18 protein-coding genes are annotated in these 19,966 nt (G+C 66.8%); 1 reads left to right on the forward strand and 17 read right to left on the reverse strand.

Going from position 1 to position 19,966, the window contains the following annotated elements; translation table 11 throughout:
- Nucleotides 1-2: 2 nt before the first annotated feature.
- The 10 genes from pssA to D103_RS0112615 all read right to left on the reverse strand — a co-directional run bounded on the left by pssA (nt 3) and on the right by D103_RS0112615 (nt 12,855).
- The gene (pssA, locus tag D103_RS0112570; RefSeq protein ID WP_018867524.1) at nt 3-827 is read right to left on the reverse strand and encodes a CDP-diacylglycerol--serine O-phosphatidyltransferase; all 825 of its coding nucleotides are present in this window, start codon (nt 825-827) and stop codon (nt 3-5) included.
- Nucleotides 824-1,498 (reverse strand): phosphatidylserine decarboxylase, encoded by a 675-nt coding sequence (locus D103_RS0112575; RefSeq protein ID WP_018867525.1) that lies wholly within the window; start codon nt 1,496-1,498, stop codon nt 824-826. The genes pssA and D103_RS0112575 overlap by 4 nt, the downstream gene beginning before the upstream one ends.
- A 61-nt stretch (nt 1,499-1,559) precedes the next feature.
- Complete coding sequence (gene ilvC, locus D103_RS0112580) at nt 1,560-2,576, reverse strand: ketol-acid reductoisomerase (RefSeq protein ID WP_018862774.1); 1,017 nt, start codon at nt 2,574-2,576, stop codon at nt 1,560-1,562.
- Nucleotides 2,577-2,661: 85 nt separating this feature from the next.
- Nucleotides 2,662-3,156, reverse strand: a complete 495-nt coding sequence (ilvN, locus tag D103_RS0112585; RefSeq protein WP_018867526.1) for an acetolactate synthase small subunit — start codon at nt 3,154-3,156, stop codon at nt 2,662-2,664.
- A gap of 22 nt (nt 3,157-3,178) precedes the next feature.
- On the reverse strand, nt 3,179-4,897 hold the full coding sequence (ilvB, locus tag D103_RS0112590; protein ID WP_018877045.1) for a biosynthetic-type acetolactate synthase large subunit: 1,719 nt from the start codon (nt 4,895-4,897) through the stop codon (nt 3,179-3,181).
- A gap of 289 nt (nt 4,898-5,186) precedes the next feature.
- Nucleotides 5,187-6,770: a DNA mismatch repair protein MutS gene (locus tag D103_RS0112595; RefSeq protein WP_018877046.1), complete on the reverse strand. Its 1,584-nt coding sequence runs from the start codon at nt 6,768-6,770 to the stop codon at nt 5,187-5,189.
- Nucleotides 6,771-6,919: 149 nt separating this feature from the next.
- Complete coding sequence (locus D103_RS0112600; RefSeq protein ID WP_018867529.1) at nt 6,920-8,086, reverse strand: aldo/keto reductase; 1,167 nt, start codon at nt 8,084-8,086, stop codon at nt 6,920-6,922.
- A 139-nt stretch (nt 8,087-8,225) separates the two neighbouring features.
- Nucleotides 8,226-9,446 (reverse strand): acetoin utilization protein AcuC, encoded by a 1,221-nt coding sequence (locus D103_RS0112605; protein ID WP_018877047.1) that lies wholly within the window; start codon nt 9,444-9,446, stop codon nt 8,226-8,228.
- A complete protein-coding gene (locus D103_RS0112610; protein WP_018877048.1) occupies nt 9,443-11,998 on the reverse strand; it encodes a nitric oxide reductase activation protein NorD in 2,556 nt (851 codons plus the stop codon). The genes D103_RS0112605 and D103_RS0112610 overlap by 4 nt, the downstream gene beginning before the upstream one ends.
- Nucleotides 11,995-12,855, reverse strand: a complete 861-nt coding sequence (locus D103_RS0112615) for a CbbQ/NirQ/NorQ/GpvN family protein (protein WP_018867533.1) — start codon at nt 12,853-12,855, stop codon at nt 11,995-11,997. The genes D103_RS0112610 and D103_RS0112615 overlap by 4 nt, the downstream gene beginning before the upstream one ends.
- 219 nt (nt 12,856-13,074) lie before the next feature.
- Between D103_RS0112615 and D103_RS0112620 the strand changes: the two genes are divergently transcribed.
- Nucleotides 13,075-13,392: a hypothetical protein gene (locus tag D103_RS0112620; RefSeq protein WP_018877049.1), complete on the forward strand. Its 318-nt coding sequence runs from the start codon at nt 13,075-13,077 to the stop codon at nt 13,390-13,392.
- 376 nt (nt 13,393-13,768) lie between these two features.
- Here D103_RS0112620 and D103_RS0112625 read toward each other — a convergent pair whose 3' ends face one another.
- The 7 genes from D103_RS0112625 to D103_RS0112655 all read right to left on the reverse strand — a co-directional run bounded on the left by D103_RS0112625 (nt 13,769) and on the right by D103_RS0112655 (nt 19,810).
- Nucleotides 13,769-14,638, reverse strand: coding sequence for a glycine betaine ABC transporter substrate-binding protein (locus D103_RS0112625; protein WP_018877050.1), 870 nt, complete (start codon nt 14,636-14,638; stop codon nt 13,769-13,771).
- Nucleotides 14,639-14,690: 52 nt separating this feature from the next.
- Nucleotides 14,691-15,533 carry a proline/glycine betaine ABC transporter permease gene (locus tag D103_RS0112630; protein ID WP_018877051.1) on the reverse strand — a complete coding sequence of 281 codons (843 nt, stop codon included), beginning with the start codon at nt 15,531-15,533 and terminating at the stop codon, nt 14,691-14,693.
- A gap of 1 nt (nt 15,534) precedes the next feature.
- Complete coding sequence (proV, locus tag D103_RS0112635; protein WP_018867537.1) at nt 15,535-16,740, reverse strand: glycine betaine/L-proline ABC transporter ATP-binding protein ProV; 1,206 nt, start codon at nt 16,738-16,740, stop codon at nt 15,535-15,537.
- A gap of 55 nt (nt 16,741-16,795) precedes the next feature.
- On the reverse strand, nt 16,796-17,179 hold the full coding sequence (locus tag D103_RS0112640; protein ID WP_018877052.1) for a hypothetical protein: 384 nt from the start codon (nt 17,177-17,179) through the stop codon (nt 16,796-16,798).
- Between the two features lie 47 nt (nt 17,180-17,226).
- Nucleotides 17,227-18,270, reverse strand: coding sequence for a lipoate--protein ligase family protein (locus D103_RS0112645; RefSeq protein ID WP_018877053.1), 1,044 nt, complete (start codon nt 18,268-18,270; stop codon nt 17,227-17,229).
- Nucleotides 18,271-18,273: 3 nt separating this feature from the next.
- The gene (locus tag D103_RS0112650; RefSeq protein WP_018867540.1) at nt 18,274-18,702 is read right to left on the reverse strand and encodes a hypothetical protein; all 429 of its coding nucleotides are present in this window, start codon (nt 18,700-18,702) and stop codon (nt 18,274-18,276) included.
- 154 nt (nt 18,703-18,856) lie between these two features.
- Nucleotides 18,857-19,810, reverse strand: coding sequence for a hypothetical protein (locus D103_RS0112655; RefSeq protein ID WP_018877054.1), 954 nt, complete (start codon nt 19,808-19,810; stop codon nt 18,857-18,859).
- Nucleotides 19,811-19,966: the final 156 nt, after the last annotated feature.

Below are 19,966 nucleotides of genomic sequence, written 5' to 3' on the forward strand. Positions count from 1 at the left end.
GACTACTCCCCCGAGGGCGCCCGGCGACGATGCCGGCGCCAGCGCTCCAGGGTCAGCAGCGGACCGGACAGGGCATAGATCACGAAGCCCGCGAGGAGGACCTTGGGCGGATCCAGGGCCAGCAGCATCAGCGCGACCACCACGCCGACGATCGCCAGGAAGGGCACCCGGTGCTTGAAGTCCATGTCCTTGAAGCTGAAGTAGGTCAGGTTACTGACCATTGCCGCCCCGGACAGCACGGTAACCACCAGGATGCCGACCACGTACGGATCGGCCAGCTCGGCGGGGATGCCCCAATCCTCCAGCACCCAGACCATACCGACCAGGATCGCGGCACTGGCGGGGCTTGGCAGGCCCTGGAAGAAGCGCTTGTCGCTGACCGCGAGGCGGCTGTTGAAGCGCGCCAGGCGCAGCGCGGCGGCGGTGGTAAAGAAGAACGCCGCCACCCAGCCGAAGTTGCCCAGGTCATGCAGTTGCCACAGGTAGACGATCAGCGCCGGCGCAACACCGAACGAGACGAGATCCGACAGCGAATCGTACTGCGCGCCGAACTCGCTCTGGGTGTCGGTCATGCGCGCGACGCGGCCGTCCAGGGTATCCAGCACCATGGCCACGAAGACCGCGATGGCGGCGGTGATGTATTCACCGTTGATCGCCGAGACGATGGCGAAGAAGCCGGAGAAGAGCACCCCCGTGGTGAACAGGTTGGGCAGCAGGAACACGCCGCGCCGGCGCCGACGATGCGGGGGCTGGTCGTCGGCGATGGTGTCCTCGCCCTCGATGTAGTCGGGCTCCGCGCGGCGGTCGCCTTCGTCGCCTGTACTCATTGCAGCATCTCCACGGCGCCCTCGGCGTCCCCGGTCGATTCGGACTCCGGCAGTCCGCCCAGCAGGGCGGAACCGGCCAGCACCCGCTGCCCCGGCTCGACCATCACCTGCGACCCGGCCGGCAACCACACCTCGAAGGTACCACCAAAGCCGGCGAATCCCATGCGCTTGCCACGCCCCAGACGATTGCCCGGGACGTTGTTCTGCATGCGGATCATCCGCGGCCAGTGATCGACACTGAGGGCCAGGGTCAGCCGCGTGCCCTCGTCGGTCTCCAGCGCGTAGGCCAGGCGGCCCTCCAGCTGCGCATCCGGGGCTTCGTCGGTTTCCTTGCCCGGCCAGACCCGTTCGCGGATCTCGGCCTCCTGCGGAGCATGCACGTTGTACTCGCCCAGCCGCCGCTGGCGCAGGCGGATGCAGACCGCCGGCTTCTTCGTGAACGGGTCGCGGGCCTCGGCGACCGATTCGATGGTGCCATCAGCCGGGGCGATCACGCCCAGGGCCGGCGCCGGGGCCTTGCGCCGCAGGTCACGGAACACCGCCATCAGGAACACGGTGAGGATCACCATGAACAGGCCCAGCTCCGCCTCCCCGACCAGCAACGTGATAACCGCCATCCACGCGGCGATGATCACGAACAGGCGGCCTTCAGGGGCTAGCGGAAACAGCATCGGACGCTCGGCAGGAAAGAAGGACCGCGGCGGGCCGGAATGCCCGCCGCGGGGAGCCGCATCAGTTGCGGGACTTGTCGACCAGCTGGTTGGCCTTGATCCACGGCATCATCGCACGCAGGCGTTCGCCCACCTGCTCGATCTCGTGGGCGGCGTTCAGGCGGCGGTTGGCGGTCATCGACGGGTAGTTCATCGCGCCTTCCAGGATGAACTGCTTGGCGTACTCGCCGTTCTGGATGTTCTTCAGCGCCTCGCGCATGGCCCAGCGCGACTCCTCGTTGATCACCTGCGGGCCGGTCACGTACTCGCCGTACTCGGCATTGTTGGAGATCGAGTAGTTCATGTTGGCGATGCCGCCTTCGTACATCAGGTCGACGATCAGCTTCAGCTCGTGCAGGCACTCGAAGTAGGCCATCTCCGGGGCGTAACCCGCCTCGGTCAGGGTCTCGAAGCCGGCCTTGACCAGCTCCACCGCACCGCCGCACAGCACGGCCTGTTCGCCGAACAGGTCGGTCTCGGTCTCGTCCTTGAAGGTGGTCTCGATGATGCCGGTGCGACCGCCGCCGATCGCGGAGGCATAGGACATCGCGATGTCACGGGCCTTGCCGGAGGCGTCCTGCTGGATGGCGATCAGGTCGGGGATACCGCCGCCACGCACGAACTCGGAGCGCACGGTGTGACCCGGGGCCTTGGGCGCGATCATGATCACGTCCAGGTCCTTGCGCGGCTCGATCTGGTTGTAGTGGATCGCGAAGCCGTGGGCGAAGGCCAGGGTCGCGCCCTGCTTCAGGTTCGGTTCCAGCACGTCGCGATACAGAGCAGCCTGGTACTCGTCCGGGGCCAGCACCATGATCAGGTCGGCGCCGGCGGTCGCGGCGTCGACGTCGGCGACCTTCAGGCCGGCCTCTTCGGCCTTGGCGCGGGAACCGGAGCCCTCGCGCAGGCCCACGGTCACGTCCACGCCGGAGTCCTTCAGGTTGTTCGCATGGGCGTGGCCCTGCGAACCGTAGCCGATGATGGCCACCTTCATGCCCTGGATGATGGAGAGATCGGCGTCTTTGTCGTAGTAGAGATTCATCACAATTTCCTTGATATCAACCCCGTACGGGGCCCATGGCAAACAAACGGGTCCGGCCCCGCCAGTGGGGGCCGGACCCGGGGATTCAGATCTGCAGGCTGACGTCGCCGCGTGCGATGCCCATGACGCCGGAACGCACGACCTCCAGCACCGGGAACGGCTGGAGCGCCTCGAGGAAAGCATCCAGCTTGGAGCCCTCGCCGGTGATCTCGACGACATAAGTGTCGTGGGTCACGTCGATGATGCGGCCGCGGAAGATATCCGCCAGGCGCTTCGCCTCCTCGCGATCGGCGGCCTCCGGCACGCGGACCTTGACCAGCGCCATCTCGCGCTCGATGTGCGGATAGGCGGTCATGTCCAGCAGCTTGATCACGTCGATCAGCTTGTTCAGCTGCTTGGTGATCTGCTCGACGATCTCGTCGGAACCACTGGTGACGATGGTCATGCGCGACAGCGACGGGTCGTCGGTCGGCGCGACGGTCAGCGACTCGATGTTGTAGCCACGCGCGGAGAACAGCCCGGCCACCCGCGAGAGGGCACCGGCTTCGTTTTCCAGCAGGACACTGATGATATGACGCATACGGCTCTTCCCTGTACCCGGCTCAGACCAGGATCATCTCGTTCTGGCCGGCACCGGCCGGGATCATTGGATACACGTTCTCGGACTGGTCGGTGATGAAGTCCAGGAACACCAGGCGCTCCTTCTGCGCCAGGGCCTCCTTGATCGCACCCTCGACGTCCCCGGGCTGGGTGACCTGGATGCCGACATGGCCATAGGCCTCGGCCAGCTTCACGAAGTCCGGCAGGGCATCCATGTAGGACATCGCGTAGCGGCCCTGGTAGAAGAACTCCTGCCACTGCCGGACCATGCCCAGGTAGCGGTTGTTCAGGTTCAGGATCTTCAGCGGCAGCTGGTACTGGAAGCAGGTGGAGAGCTCCTGGATGCACATCTGGATGCTGGCCTCGCCGGTGATGCAGCCCACCGTCGCGTCCGGGTGCGCGAACTGCACGCCCATTGCGAACGGCAGGCCCACGCCCATCGTGCCCAGGCCGCCGGAGTTGATCCAGCGGTTCGGCTTGTCGAAGCGGTAGAACTGCGCGGCCCACATCTGGTGCTGGCCGACATCCGAGGTCACGAAGGCCTCGCCCTGGGTGAGCTCCCAGAACTTCTGCACCACGTACTGCGGCTTGATCAGCTCGGAATTCTGGTCGTACTTCAGGCAGTCCTGCGCCTGCCATTCCTCGATCTGCTTCCACCAGGTGGCCAGAGCCTCGGCATCCGGCTTGCCGCCGTTCTCGTCCAGCCCCTTGATCAGCTCGCGCAGCACCGGCTCCACCTCGCCCACGATCGGCACGTCCACCTTCACGTTCTTGGAGATGGAGGACGGGTCGACATCGACGTGCACGATCTTCGCATGCGGGCAGAACTTCTCGATGTTGCCGGTCACACGGTCGTCGAAGCGCGCACCGATCGCGATCAGCACGTCCGCGTGATGCATGGCCATGTTGGCCTCGTAGGTCCCGTGCATGCCGAGCATGCCGAGGTACTGCTTGTCCGACGCCGGGTAGCCGCCCAGCCCCATCAGGGTGTTGGTGATCGGATAGCCCAGCTTGCGGGTGAACTCCGTCAGCGCCTCGGAACCCTTGCCCAGGATCACGCCACCGCCGGTGTAGATCATCGGCTGTTTCGCCGACAGAATCAGTTCGACCGCCTTGCGGATCTGCCCGGTGTGCCCCTTCGAGACCGGGTTGTAGGAGCGCATGTGGATGCTCTCCGGATACTCGAACTCGCAGCTGTCGGCGGTTACGTCCTTCGGGATATCCACCACCACCGGGCCCGGACGACCGGTGGTCGCCACGTAAAAGGCCTTCTTGATGGTGGTGGCCAGGTCCTTCACGTCCTTGACCAGGAAGTTGTGCTTCACGCAGGGACGCGTGATCCCCACGGTGTCGACCTCCTGAAAGGCATCATTGCCGATCAGGCTGGTCGGCACCTGGCCGGTGAACACCACCAGCGGCACAGAATCCATGTACGCATCGGCGATCCCGGTGATCGCGTTGGTCGCGCCGGGGCCGGAGGTGACCAGCGCCACGCCGGGCTTGTCGGAGGACTTGGCATAGCCCTCGGCCGCATGTACCGCGCCCTGCTCGTGGCGCACCAGTACGTGGGAGACCTTGTCCTGCCGGTACAGCGCATCGTAGATGTGCAGTACCGCGCCACCGGGATAGCCGAATACGACCTCGACGCCCTCGGCCTGCAGGCTGCGGCAGAAGATTTCGGCGCCGGTGATGGCGGTGGAGGAACTTGCGGTCTCGGACATGATGGTCGACTTCCTTACCGGGGGCTTGTGCACGATCGTCGAGCGATCATGCACCACAAATCAAAATAGCCCACCATCCTAATATGAAATCGCCCCCATTTCACGCCATGACGCGCGGAATCGGTGCAATTCATGCAACGCCGAGGAGCCTGCCGCAACCCGCGTTGGGGTTGTGCCCAGAGATGGCCACGGCCCCGGCGGGGCCTCGCCATGACCGGCACAAAAAATAATCGTCATCGCGACGCGCGCAGCGCCGCGGCGATCTCCAGGGAGCACCTCGGATCAAGGCTCAGCTGTGCTCGGCCCCAGCCTGCGCGGTGGGCAGCTCGGCGAAGTGCTCGCGGGCGCGGGCCACCAGCTGCGGCGGCAGGCCGTTCTTCTCCGCGATGGTCAGACCGAAGGAGACGCCGGGCTCGCCAATCAGCAACCGGTAGGTGGGCGACAGGGTCTCCGCGTCGAACTGCATCGAGGCGTTGACGATGCCCGCATGCTGTGCGGCGTAGTCCTTCAGCGGCGCCAGGTGGGTGTTCACGATCCCGCGCGTGCCCCGCGCGCGCAGTTCGTCCAGCATCGCCATCGCCAGGGCCGCGCCCTCGTCCGGGTCGGTGCCCGTGCCCAGCTCGTCCAGCAGGATCAGGCTCTCGGGGCCGGCGTTTTCGAGGATGCGTTTCAGGACCTCCACATGCCCGGCGAAGGTCGACAGGTGGTGGAACAGGCTCTGGTTGTCACCAACATCCACCATCACCTGATCGAAACGCCCGATGCGGCAGTCCTGTTCGGCCGGGATATGCAGCCCGCACCACGCCATGGTGACCAGCAGGCCCAAGGTCTTCAGCGCGACCGTCTTGCCACCGGTGTTCGGCCCGGTGATCAGCAACAGCGGCTGCTCGCCATCCAGCCGGATCGACAGCGGCACCGGCTGCGGGCCGTTGCCCTCGGCAAACTGCAACAGCAGCAGCGGATGGTAGGCCTCGACCAGCTCCACGCCCGCCTCGGCCTCCAGCCGCGGGGCGTGGGCATTCATCTGGGCCGAGAGCTGCGCCGCGGCCGAGGCGAGATCGATCCAGGTCAGCGCGGTCAGCATCAGCTCCAGCGGCTCGCCGTACTGGCGCACCACATCGGTCAGCTCGCGTAGCAGGCGCTGCTGCTCGGTGTTGATCTGACCGTTGACCGTATCCAGCTGGTTGTTCAGCGGCACCGCCTCGATCGGCTCCACGATCTGGTCGCGCCCGCCCATGGCCGTGCCTCGGCGCACGCCCTTTACCGCGCTGGCGGCATCCCCGCGCAGCACCATCACGGCGCGCTCCTGGTGCCACTGAACCTTCAGCGCGTCCTCGCCCTTCTGCGCGACATCGGAGGCTGCCAGACGCTTCTTTACCACCGCCTCGACCTCGCCGCGCAGGCGGTTGCGCTCGCCAAAGGCCTCGACCAGTGATGCACTGGCGTCCTCGCGCAGCGAACCCCCAGGATTCAGGCACGCGGACAGACGCTCTTCCAGTGCCTCGGGCGGATACAGTTTGTTCAGGTCGGCCGGGTAGATCTCCGGCGTATCGGCGAGCTGGTCCGCCAGCTCGCGGGCATGACGCATGATGGTCTGCAGGTTGTGCAGCGCCTGCACCGGTAGGGCCGCGCCGGGATTGGCCGCCTGGCGCAGCGCCGCGCGCACGTCGGGAAGCTGGCCCAGCCGCGGCAGGGTGCCGGCGTCCAGGCGCTGGCGCGCGACGGTTACCGCCTTTTGCAGGGCCCGGGCGGCATCCAGGTTCGGCGCCGGCTCCAGGCCGCGCGCGGCATCGGCACCGTAGGGGGTGGCAGTCAGGCGCTCCAGCAGGCGCTGGATCGCGGGAAATTCGAGGGCCTTCAGATCAACCTGCATGGCATACCCTTGTGCATGAATTCGCGATTGCAGCCGGGGCCCGGGACCCTGTGGGAGCGTGCTTGCACGCGAAGCCCCTGCCAAAGCCGGATGCAGGCAGGGGCTTCGCCGGCAAGCCGGCTCCCACCAGGGAAAGACCCGGCTCCGGCTTACTCCTCGGCCTTCTTGAACATGCCAAGGTAGGCCTTCTTGTCCATCATCGGCTCGCGCATCACCGCCAGCATGTCGTCCAGGTGCGCCGGCGTACTCATGCCGACCAGCGAGGTGCCCAGCCCCGGCGTGGAACGGTTGAACTGCATCGCGCGCTGGGCCGGATTAGGCAGGCTGGCCAGCTGCTGCTCGACCACCTCCACCGACTGCTGCGCCAGATGGCCCTTGAGCATGGAGTGCGAGGCAATCATGTACACCTCGAGCTGGTGGGCGGCCTGCAGCGGGCTCGCCACGTTGCCCTGCCCGGTGGCGGTGTTGAAGCGGGTGAACCCCTCCAGCATCACCTGGTTGAAGGGGAGCATCGCGATCTTGAAGTGATGCCGGGCATGGTCGTCGCCGGTGACGGTCTGCGCGGCGCGCTCGGCCAGCCCCTGCATCGAGGTCAGCGACTGGAACACCGCGGCATCGGTCTCCTCGCGGAAGCCCTCGAAGGTGGAGATGCCGTAGGCGCGGATCTTCTTCTCGCGCGCGGCCCGCTCCAGCACCTCGAACACCGGCTCCAGCTTGCGGTTGGTCGCTTCCTTGCCGATCTCGTGGATGTGCACCTCGGGCTGGTCGATGATGAAGGCATCCAGCGTCTCCACCCCCATCAGCGAGCGCGACAGCTCCATCTGGTAGTGGATGTATTCCGGCGTCAGCAGGTGCGCGCCCTTGGCCAGGTCGTCCTTCGTCCCCATGCCCTGGGACTCGATCTCGCGCTGGAACCAGGCCTCCATGTCCTCCGGCGGCCCGCCGCGCAGCGTCAGGAAGCCGCCCTTGGAGATCAGGAACATCGCCTCGCGCGGGACGCCCGCCTCCAGCGCGGTGCGCACACCCGCCCCGACGGCCGCCAGCGAACGCCCGTACCGGTAGTGCGCGCCGGTATCCACCACGTTGACGCCCTCGGTCAGCCCGCGCGCGACGATCGCGGAGATCTGCGCGTCCACCTCGGCGGTGGCCGCGCCGCCGAAGGTGCCGATGCCGAGGCTCGACAGGCGCATCTTCGCGCGCGAGAACTCGCTGTAATGCCCCTCGGCGGCCTTGCCCTCGGCCACGAACTGCTCCGCGTAGCGGCGCGTTGCCTTGGCGTTGGCGTATCCGGGTATCAGTTTCTGCTCGGACTCCATGCGTCTCCTCGCTCGATCAGACGTCGTACCGACCGGGTGCCCCCAGCCTGCAAGCTGTGGAATCCTACGTCAGCCGACGGGATTTGCGAAAACCCGCAGGTGGGCCGGGCTACTCCCACCCCGCCTCACTCCGCCGCAGTCAGCCTTGCGCGAACAAAGGATGCGTGGCTAAAAGGTGCTCCAGGCGGGCGTTGAGTTCAGGACGGACCGGGCCCGAGCGGTCGGCGTCGAGGCGGGAGACGAACAGGTTCTCGTACCAGTCCTCCTCCTCGTCCATGTCCCAGTCGACCTCGCGCAGCAGGTTCTGGCCGGCCTCCGGGATCGCGGCGGGGAGCTCGCGGCCAGTCAGCAGGGCCCAGACCCCGGTCCAGCAGCGCGCCAGCGCCAGCGGGTGATAACCGCCGCCTCCGAGCACCAGGAGCCTCGGCGTGCCGTCGGCGTGGCGCGGGCTGGTCTCGATTACGTCGTCGATGCACTGGAGAAAGCACTGGGTGGAGATGCCGAACTTGCCGAGCGGGTCCGGCAGCAGCGCATCGGTCCCGGCCTGGACCACGACCGCATCCGGCTGCCAGCGGGTGCGCACGGCCTCCCAGACGGCCGTGAAGGCGGCGCGGAACTCCGTGTCGTTGGTCTCCTTGGGCAGCGGCAGGTTCACGGCGTTGCCCAGCGGTCCGGTGTCCTCGATGCGCCCGCCCTCGAAGGGGTAGCCGTATTCGGTGTCCATGTGCAGGGAGACGGTGAGCACGTCCGGGTCGTCGGTGAACGCGGCCTCGACCCCGTCGCCGTGGTGGGCGTCGATATCCAGATACAGCACGCGCTGCCCGGCCTGGCGCAGGCGCAGGATGGCCAGCGCCGGGTCGTTGAAGTAGCAAAAGCCGCGCGCCTGGTCGGGGGCGGCGTGATGCATGCCACCGGCCGGGTTGAAGGCCATGCGCCCGCCCAGCACCACCTCGGCCCCCTGGATGGAGCCCCAGGTGGCAGTCGCCGGAGTAGCGAAGAAACCGGCGAAGAACGGGTTCTCGAAGTTGCCGATGTTGTGGCGGTCGCGGTAGCGCTGGAAGACCTTGCCCAGCGCCTCGGCGCGCTGCATCGCGGCGACGTACTCGCGGGTGTGAAACCATTCGAGCTCGGCCGGCTGTGCCTTGCGCGATACGGCCATCTCCTGCGGCGTGATCGCGTCATAGGCCTCGATCAGGTCGATGGTCAGCGAGACGCGCGGGATCCCGAGCGGGTGGTTGTCGCCGTAGCTGTGCCCGCGATAGCGCGGGGCATGCAGCAACGTGGCATGACGACGGGCCGGCTCCGAGTGCCGGGCCGCGGCCCCGGTGGATGCATCGATGGATTCGGGGGTGGCACTCACTGGCGCAGCCTCAGGTAGATCTCGGGCAGACGGCGCGGCAGCTCGTCCACGTGGTCGATGATGGTGTAGTGGCCGGGACCGAAGATCGCCGGCAGGTATTCCGAACCGGACGGGTCCAGGGTGATGCAGAAGGGGTGGACGCCGGCGTCCACCGCCTCCTTCATCGCCATGCGCGTGTCCTCGTGCAGGTAGCGCTGATCGCCGCCGTCGTCGTAGTCGGCCGGGCGGCCGTCGGACAGGATCAGCAGCAGTCGGCGCTGGGCCGAGCTGCGCCGGAATGCCTCCAGCGAGTGCCGAATGCCCGCGCCCATACGCGAGGCCAGACGCCCGGAAACCCCGGCGATGCGGGCGCGGACGGTGTCGTTCAGGTCCTCGTTGAAGTCCTTCAGCCAGTAGTAGTTGACCTGGTCGCGCTGCTTGGAGGCGAAGCCGGAAATCGCGTAGGGGTCGCCGACCTTCTCGATCGCCTCGGCGAACAGCATCATCCCCTCGCGCACGCGGTCGACGATCTTGCCCTGCCCGCCCGGGTGGCGCGCCATGATCGAGGTGGACATGTCCGCCAGCATCAGCACGGCGGTATCGCGGTGCTGCACCGCACGGCGGCGGTAGATGAAGGCCTTGGGCGACAGCCCCGCCTTCTTGTCGGCGATGTAGTCGATCACCGCCTCGGTATCCAGTTCGTCACCGTCGAGCTGTTTCCTCAGCGGCGCCAGGCGCATCGGGCGCTGCATCTCCAGGCCGCGGGTCAGGCGCTTCAGGGTATCGGCGTTCTCCGACAGGATCGTGGCCGCCCGCTCCGGGTCCTCGTCGTCCAGAACCCGCTCGTAGAGGTTCACCCAGTCGGAGATGTAGCGCTGCTCGCGGTAGTCCCACTCCGGATACGGGATGCCGTCCTTCTTCGGGGTGTAGGGCGCGGCGCGCTTGGCCACCTGCGCCGGCTGCGGGATGCCCGTGCCGATGCGCCCGCCGGTGCCGGAAGTCTCCTGCTGCGGGGTCTGGATGTCGGCGTCCGGGTCCTTCTGCGCCTGCTCCGGGGCCTGCTGCGGCTGCTCTTCCTGTTTCTGGTGCTCGAACTTGTGCTCGTCGTGCGCCTCGTGGTCGCGGAAGTCGGCCAGGCTGCCGTCGCGTTTGCGCTGCGGATACACCGGCAGCGACTGGTTCAGCGACAGCCCGGGCAGATAGGCCTCGGCGCGATCCTCGATGGTGATCTCGGGGAAGGCCTCGTCGGCGAACAGCTCCTCGCCGACCGCCCAGGCGGTTACGACGTCCGCGTCCGGCTCCAGCACACGCGCCAGACGCGGGTCCTGCGGCTCGTCGCGCAGCAGGGCCTGGTGGGCCTTCAGTGCGAAGTCGAAATAGACGCCGGCCACGCCCTCCGGGCGACCGTGGACCTCGGCCAGCGCCACCAGGCGTGGCAGGAAGTTCGGTATGCGCGGGGCCAGGCGCGCGTTTACGCGCAGGTCTTCGGCCAGGTCGAACAGCACTTGGAAGCGGAACATGCGCGCCTCGAAGGGCGCGAACAGCGGGCGCCAGGTGATGCGCGACTTGTCGTCCAGCGGTGGATGCTCGGCACCCGCGCGTGCGAACAGCCGCTCCACCTCGCTGTGCGCATAGGTATCGAAGGCGAGATGCGCGGCCGCATGCTGGGTGGCGACGATCGCCTCCTCGCGCGAGTCCATTACCGCCGGCATGAACAGGCGCCGGCCATCGGTCTCGAGCATCGGACGGCCCTCGCCCGGCTTCCAGCTGGAATCGGCCAGCGGGATGTCGGCGTCCAGCCAGGCCATCAGCACCAGGCGCAGGAAGCGCCCGTGCATGCGCGGGCGAAAGCCCGGCAACGCCTCCAGCAGCAGCTTCAGGCTCTCGTCGCTCTCCAGGCGAAAGTACGCCTCGCCGCGCGAGCGCCCGGCCTTCAGCAGGTCCGCGCCGCGTCGCGCCCAGGACAGCAGGCCCTGGTCGCCGACCAGGTTGCGGGCGATCGGCGCACCCTCGAGGTAGGCATCCAGGGTCAGGCCGCGCTCGTCGAACAGGGTCTCGGCCGGCTCGATCAGGGCGCGCAGGCCGTCGATGCCACGCCCGCCGGCGAGCTTCTCGAAGTCGGTCTCGAAATAGGCCCGGGCATCCGGGAGACTGCGCGCGCACCAGCGCAGGCCGATCTCGGCCCACTCGCGCTCGCCGGCCTCGCCCCAGGCGTCATACACGCGATCGGCCTGGGCCATGAAGCCTTCCAGGGCATAGTTCGAGTTGACCCACTCCTTGAAGCGGGCCGCCTGCTCCAGCCACAGCTCCACCGTCTGCATGTGCTCGGCGAGTCGCGCCGAGTGGCGCATGAAGCTCTTGCCCGACTCCCGGTCATGGAAGAACAGGTCGCGGGCCGTCTCGATCCAGCGCCGCGCACTGGTGGCGCCGAACGGGCGGATAGCCGGCAGGGCTTCCTTCGTGTCGCGGTGGGCGACGAAGCTGATGTCCTCCAGGTGCTGGAGGATTTCCTCGATCTCGACGAGTTCTTCCGCCTCCGGTTTCGCGCCGCCGTTGGTCGCGATATCGCTCACGCGGCTTCGGACTCGGGGAAGTGGGCGTCGAAGATCTCTTCCAGCGCCTGGATCAGCTCGGGGTCGTCGGTGATCGGGGCGATCATCGCGGCACGGCAGGCCACACGCGGGCTCAGACCGGCCTGCATCAGTTCGCCGGCATAGGCGAGTGCTCGGGTGGAGGTCGCCTCTTCCAGCCCATGGTCCTTCAGGGCCCGGGCCTTGCGCCCGGCCGCCACGAGTTTTTCCACGCGGTCGGCATCCAGGCCGCCGGATTCCTTGGCCACGATCTCGCGCTCGACATCCTCGGCCGGGTAGTCAAAGTGGATGCCGACAAAGCGCTGCTTGGTCGAGGGCTTCAGATCCTTCAGCACGGTCTGATATCCCGGGTTGTAGGAGATCACCAGCATGAAGTCCTCGTGCGCGTCGATGATCTGGGACTTCTTGTCCAGCGGGAGCTGGCGGCGGTGGTCGGTCAGCGGGTGAATGACCACGGTGGTGTCGGTACGTGCCTCGACGATCTCGTCGAGGTAGCAGATCGCGCCCTCCTTGACCGAACGGGTCAGCGGGCCGTCCTGCCAGACGGTCTCCTCGCCTTCCAGCAGGAAGCGGCCGACCAGATCGGAGCTGGTCAGGTCCTCGTGGCAGGAGACGGTCACCAGCGGCTGGCCGAGGGTGTGCGCCACGTGCTCCAGAAAGCGGGTCTTGCCGCAGCCGGTCGGGCCCTTGAGCATCACCGGCAGGCGCTTCGAGTACGCCGCCTGAAAGATCTCGATCTCGTCACCCTGGGGCTTGTAGAAGGGGGCACCGCCCGCGTCCCCCGGCTTCTCGATGACATCGCGTTCCACACCGCGGATGCGGTTGATCAGGTTCTTCATGGGATCTCCGGCAGGGACTGGTGTATGCGCGTGCGCAGCGTTACCCTCCAGCGCGCTGGGCGGGCGGCCAATCGTGTTCGCGCAGGCTTTGTTGTATCATTTGCTGTTTATATTCTATCGAACCTGCGCACTTGCATGAACCAAACGCCCCACGGCTGCGGGGTTGGGCGTGCAAAGGCGCCCGTCACTCGGATTCAGCGCTTCAACAGAGGACCCGGTATGAAACTTGTCAAACTCGTCAAGCTGAACAACCTGCAGTACAACCCGAACCGCGACCCGAACGTGTACCGCCGTCCGATCAACGAGGAATTCCGGGTCCAGGCCATGCTGAACGGCTCCGGCAGCGCCAGCTGCAAGTTCTCGGTGGAAGGCGAAACCCTGTGCGAGGGCAGCGTGTCCCTGCCGGGTACCTTCGATTGCAAGTTCAGCTTTGATACCGCCGGCACCCGCATTGGCGACCTGGTGATCGAGGGCAATGGCGAGACCTTCCACGAGAAGATCCGCATCGACGTGCTGGAGCACGCCTGGATCGGCTGATCCCGGATCGCCCCACCCCGCGGCTCGTCCCGGGGCGCGTCACTCAAAGGCCCCGCGGCGACCCGCCCGGGGCCTTTCGCGTTTCTGGACCAGCCACAGTAGCGGCCCGCTCAAAGCACCCGCCCCCGCCATCCCGGACGCCCGCCAATCTTCATCGTGACCGGAGAATGCCGACAACGTGTTCCATTCGCCCCGTCGTCCGCCCCTGAACCGAACTTCTCCGTGCTGTTCGTGCCCTCCGCCCCCTCCGTGCTGCAATAGCCCTTGCCCTTCTTCGTGCCTTCGTGCGCTTCGTGGTGAAACAAAATGCAGTGGCCTGAACGAAGAAAGCCCCACCGGGGCGGGGCTTTCGGGTGCTGCGGGTAGTCCGTGCTGATCAGTCGATCACGCCGGTCACCCAGTACTGCACGTACTCCGGGTGGTCCTCGATGAAGCGGTCCACGGCCTCAGCGTAGGAGTTCTCCTGGGCGTAGAACATCGCCTCTTCCAGCACGTCCAGGTTCAGGTGCATGCGCGAGATCATCATCGCGACATCGTGATACTCCTCGGCGAAGCCCTCGCGGGCCAGGGCATGGATACGCTCGAAGCCGCCCAGGGCCTCATCCGGGTCTTCCAGGTAGCGCAGGTCGTAGGCGCCGAACTTCCAGTGCGGGCTCCAGCCAGTGACGACGATCCATTCATCACGACGGATCGCCCGGTCCAGCGCGGAGGTCATGCCCGCCCCGGAGGAGATCTGCAGGCTGTAGCCGTCCAGGCCGTAGGTCTCGAGGGCCTCTTCCGAGAGCCGGGTCAGGCCCGCGCCGGGGTCGATCCCGGTAATGCGGCCGTCCAGGCGATCGCGGACCGAGTCCTTCTTCAGATCCTCGATAGAGCCGAGTTCATCCTCGGGCACGTAGTCCGGCACCACCCAGCCCAGGCGGGCATTGCCGTACAACGGGCCGAGGTTCACCACGTCCTGCCCGACGCGCTCCATGTAGTCGGCATGGGTACCCGGCAGCCAGGCCATCAGCATCATGTCGATATCGCCGGAGGCCAGGCCCTGATACTGCGGGGCGATGTCGGTCTGAATCAGCTCGACCGAATAGCCCATTTCGTCCTCGATGACCCGCTCGGCCAGCTTGGTCACGAACTCGGCATCGGACCACGCAGTCCAGCCAATCTGGATATCGTCGGCCTGCGCGGTGGACAGGCCCATGGAGGCGGCCAGCACGCCGCCCAGCAGGGTTGAAGTCAGTGTCTTGTTCATCTTGCTACTCCTTCCTTCGAGTGAAACGGATGGCGCCGCGCACGAGCCCGAATCAGCCGCTCGCCTTGCGCCGCAGCCCTACGCTCTGGGTGATCCGGTCGAGCAGGATGGCGAGGATCACGACGCCCAGGCCGCCCTCGAACCCCAGCCCGACATCGAGCCGCTGGATACCGGTCAGCACGGTATTGCCGAGCCCGCCGGCACCGATCATCGACGCGATCACCACCATGGAGAGTGCCAGCATGATGGTCTGGTTGATGCCGGCCATGATGGACGGCATCGCCAGAGGTAACTGAATCTTGGTCAGAAGCTGGCGCCGATTGCAACCAAACGCCAGCCCCGCCTCGATCTGCTCGCGGTTGACCTGGCGAATACCAAGGTTGGTCAGGCGCACCACCGGCGGCATGCAGAACACCACCGTGGCGATCGCACCCGGCACGGTGCCCAGCCCGAAGAAGATCGCCGCCGGGATCAGATAGACGAACGGCGGCATGGTCTGCATCAGGTCCAGCACCGGACGGATCGACGCCTCGACCCAGTCGCTGCGCGCCATCGCCACACCCACCGGCATGCCGATCGCCAGCGCGACGGCGGTCGCCGCGAGCACCAGCGACAGCGTCTTGATCGTGGGCTCCCACAGGTCCATCCCCAGGATCAGCCCCAGCGCCACGATGGCGAAGATGCCGAAGCGCCAGCTAACCCGCCACCAGCTGAGCCCGACCAGGATCAGCACCAGCAGCCACGCCGGGATCGCCAGCAGCGCCCCCTCGAAGGAGTTGGTCAGCAGCCCCAGGAACCAGGCGATGCCGTCCAGCGCGGGCTCCAGATTGTCGAGGATCCAGTCGACCGCGGTCTCGATCCAGTCCCCCACGGGGATGTTGATGCGTCCTTCCATGTCAGTGATCTCCGTTCGCGGCGGCCGCGTTCCGACTGCGATCGAGGGCCTCGACCAGGCGCTGCAGGGTCACCAGCCCCCGGAACTGTCCTTCCGCATCCACTACCGGGATGGACACTGGCGCCTGCGCCGCCCGGCCCGGGAGATTCGCGAGAGGCGTGTCCTCGCCCACCGGCTCGACCTCCACGGCCACCTCGCTCGCGGGGCGGTCCACGGTCAGCTCGCCCAGGCGCTTGGCCTGAACCACGGACTGGAAACGCCCCGCGGCATCGACGATCACGGCCTCGTTGCCGGGCACGCGCGCAATGCGGCTACGGGCCTCGCCGGCCGTGGTATCCGCCGCGAGGACGGGGATGGTCTCGCTGTCCATGATGTCGCGCGCCTGGAACACCTGGGTGATGTCCACCCCGTGAAAGAACGAACGCACGTATTCGTTGGCTGGATCGAGGATGATCTCCTTGGGCGTGCCAACCTGCACCACCTCGCCGCCCTGCATGATGGCGATGCGATCGCCGATGCGGATGGCCTCGTCCAGGTCGTGGGAGATGAACACCACGGTACGCCGGTGCTCGCGCTGCAGATCCAGCAGCCGGTCCTGCATCTCGGTACGGATGAGGGGGTCCAGCGCGGAGAAGGCCTCGTCCATCAGCATGATGGAGGGGTCGGTCGCCAGCGCCCGCGCCAGTCCCACGCGCTGCTGCATGCCGCCGGAGAGTTCGTCGGGATAACTGCGGGCATGGGCCTTCAGACCAACCTGGTCGAGCGCCTCCAGCGCGCGCTCGCGGCGCCGGGCGCGGCCCACGCCGGCGATCTCCAGCCCCAGCGCAGCGTTGTCGATCACGGTCTTGTGCGGCATCAGCGCGAAGGACTGGAACACCATCGCCAGATCCTCGCTGCGCAGCCGGATCAGCTCGCGCTGACTCATGCGCGTGACATCGCGCCCGCGGACCTCGACCGTTCCCGCGGTCGGCTCGATCAGGCGGTTCAGCAGCCGCACCAGGGTGGACTTGCCGGACCCGGACAGCCCCATCACCACGAAGATCTCGCCTTCGGCGATATCCAGGTTGCAGTCCTTCACGCCCACCGTGTTGCCGGTACGCTCAAAGATGGTGTCCTTGTCGAGCCCGTCCTCGATCAGCCGCAGACCCTCCTGCGGGTTCGGGCCAAAGACCTTGTACAACTCGCGCACCCGGATGATGGGGTCCATTCGACGATCTCCCTGCAACAAACCTCGCGGCGCCAGGCCCCGCGCGGGCCGATGGCTACCAGTCGTACTGGCGGACGAATTCGGGCAACTTGTCGATCATCTCATCGCGCCCGAAGAAGCGATCGGCGCGGGCCAGGCGCATTTCATCCTGGATGTCCTGATCGCCACCAAAGCAGAATACCGGAAGGTTGATCTGGTATTCCATGCGCAGCATCCGGATCACGTCGAGCGGATCAAAGGCCTCGATCTCGTCCAGGTCCAGCAGCAGGAATCGGTACAGCAGGATCTCGTTCCAAGGCCCGAGCTCATCCAGGTCGGTGACCTGGTGCAACTGCCACTCCGGCGGCAGCTGGGCCTGCAGGCGCTCGGCCATCGCGCCGTCCTGGGTCATCAGGATCAGGCGTTTCTCCAGGCGGCGTTCGATCGTCGGTTCGGACATGCGGCTTCTCCGGCGTTCGTGGGGAGGGGGCTCGGGACCGGGGCCTGTCAGGCCGCTGCGATTCCGCGATAAAGCCCGTCGATGCGGGCACTGATCTCGTCCACCATGCGGGCATCAAGCTGGCCGTTCAGACGCGAGCGTACGCGCAGGCGTTCCGGCGATTCACCGACCAGACACTCCTCCAGGATGGCGGTGGTGGCCGCATCCTCGCACCAGATCCGCGCGATATGCGACCCCTCGACGTGCAGGCGCAGGCGCCCGCAGGCCCCGCGGGTCTCGAACACGTGATTGTCGCGGTTCACGCGGATGCCATCGCGCACCGACGGCGATCCCTGCCCGTCGGCGAGGTCCGTCAGCTCCTCGCGCCCCAGCGCCAGCCACTGCTCGAGGGTCGCCCGGTCCGGCTCGATCCGGCGTGCCGGAATGCCGAAACGGCGTTCCAGGACACCCTGGAGGGCCGCCTCGACCTGCGCGGGCGCGGGGACCTGCGGACACTGGCGGGCGCAGTCGGTCATGCCCGTCTCCAGCGCCGGGCGCAACCAGTCACGGTAGCCCTCGCTGGGGGCATACACGCAGGCGAGGAAGCGCTCGACCGGGAAATGTCGCAGGAAACTGGCGCCGAACACACAGCCCTCATCGAGCGTTGCGGCCCCGGTCCCCATGATCTTGCGCCCCTGGACCCAGACATCCTGGCCCCGGGCCTCCACACCCTCCAGACCGAGCGCGCGCAGCACATCCATGGCGATGCCCAGTCCCACGGCGAAGAGGTGGCGATGCCCACGGGCCAGCACCTGGCGCGGCTGGATCAGGAAGAAACAGGCCTGGTCGGCGTCCACCCAGACCGAGCCACCGCCCAGTGGACGCCGCACGACCGGCACACCCTGTTCGGCGCAGGCAGCCAGGTCCAGGTCGGATTCCGCGTCCTGGCTGGCCCCGATCGAGATATGCGGCTCGTGCGCGTGCACCCACAGGATACGCGGGGGCGCATCCGGAGCGGTGGAGGCCGCAAGACCGGTATACAGCGCGTGGAGTTCTTCGGCGGATCGGGCCCCGGCGTCGATCCACTCCGGGGTTACCGTGGATGCGACCAAGTGTCAGCCCTCGGGCTTGTCCTGTCCGGCACTGGAGTCGTCTGCCTTGTCCTCCTGGCCGGGCTGGTAGAAATAGCGGAAATAGAAGTCACTGCGGGAGAGATCCTCGTACAGCTTGGCGCGCTCCTCGACCCCGCTGCGCATGATCTCGACCATGGCCATCGCCTGCTCGCCATCGATGATGTGGATGCCGCCGGTCAGTTCCTGGTCGGTATCGAGGAAATGTGCGGCCAGCTCTTCCGGCTCCTGGATATATACCAGGAAGGACTTGCAGTCCGGGTCTTCCAGATCGAGCGGCTGCATCACGATCTTGCCCAGCCAGGCCAGGCGCGCCACCTGGTTGAACTGGTGGATATCGAGCTTCTTGCCCTTCTTGTACTTGTTGAGTTCGTTGCGGATCTCGCCAATGTTGGCGATCTTCATCGATTTCATGGATGTGCGTCCTGCCGCGAATGTTGCGGGAGCATAAAACAAGTGCATGTCCGGATCGTAAAAAAACCCCGGCGGACCGGGGTTCTTGAGTGGGCTACGCGGGAATTCCGCGCACCCTTGCGCCGTTCCATGGCGCAGGCGGTCTCCAGCGGTCTTACCACTCGAAGCCGGTATCCTCTTCTTCGTAACCCGCGACTTCCTTCAGGGTCTCTTCCAGCGCACCGGGCGAGCTGCGCAGCCGCATGAAGCTGTTGTCACCCAGCATGCGCAGATCCGGGAAGTGCAGGGCCTTGCGGAAACGCATGTGCAGGGCCTCGACCTCGCCGCCGCGGACCAGGATCTCGATCGGCACCGTCGCGGTATGGCGGAACTCGCCCACGTCCACGATGCCAAGCTGGTGCAGATCGGCCGAGTCCTGGGCCGCCCCGTCGGACTCGCGCACGGCCACACCGATCACGGTCACGTCCTGGCCCGGGATATCCACCCGGTAGATCTCGCTGACCCCCGCGACCCGGTTGCCCAGGTTGCTGTCCAGCTCGCTCAACGCACTCCTCCGGTTGCCATGGCTGGCCAGCTCGTAGGGCGCATCGAAGCGCTCCATGCCGAAGGTGTAGCGATAGCGATTCAGGTCGCGCTCGCTCATGCCGTCCTCGGACCCGAAGTCGCGCTCCGCTCCGAGGGTACTGGCCAGCCGGTCGCTGACGCCGGATACCGGCGCATCCAGACGGTAGGCATGACGGAAATACTCCAGGTTGTTGTAACTCACTTGCAGTTCGCCATCGACGGCCGTCACGGACACACGGATCGGGGCGATGTAGCCACCGCGTGCCTCGGAGCCGGCCACCGACAGCAGATCATCGTGGGTCACCACGACCACATGCCGGTCGTCACTGACCGGATATTCGCCCAGGAACCGGAAGTCGGCCCCCTCCAGGCGTTCCCGCACACTGGCGGCCTCGGCGGAGACATCCGTCCCCGATTCGGTGTAGGCCAGCACGAACGGACGGTAGTTGTCCGCCGCCACGGTCTGGCTCGCCGCGAACAGCGCAACCGCCGCGACCATGCCGACGGCGCGGACACTCCCGCGCAAGGCGTGGATTGCTCGCATGGCATCCTCCTTTGAATTCTCAGGTAAATCCGAGCGGAATGCTCGACAGAAAGAAGGGCCCGGGACGCACCCCCAGTGCGTCACGGACCTCGGCATCACCCGCCTGCCCTGGCGGACCCGGCCTTCCCCTCAAGACCGGTGCGCCCTCCCGGGCAC

It is taken from the genome of Thioalkalivibrio sp. ALE31 (genome assembly GCF_000377405.1).
Taxonomy (GTDB): Bacteria; Pseudomonadota; Gammaproteobacteria; order Ectothiorhodospirales; family Ectothiorhodospiraceae; genus Thioalkalivibrio.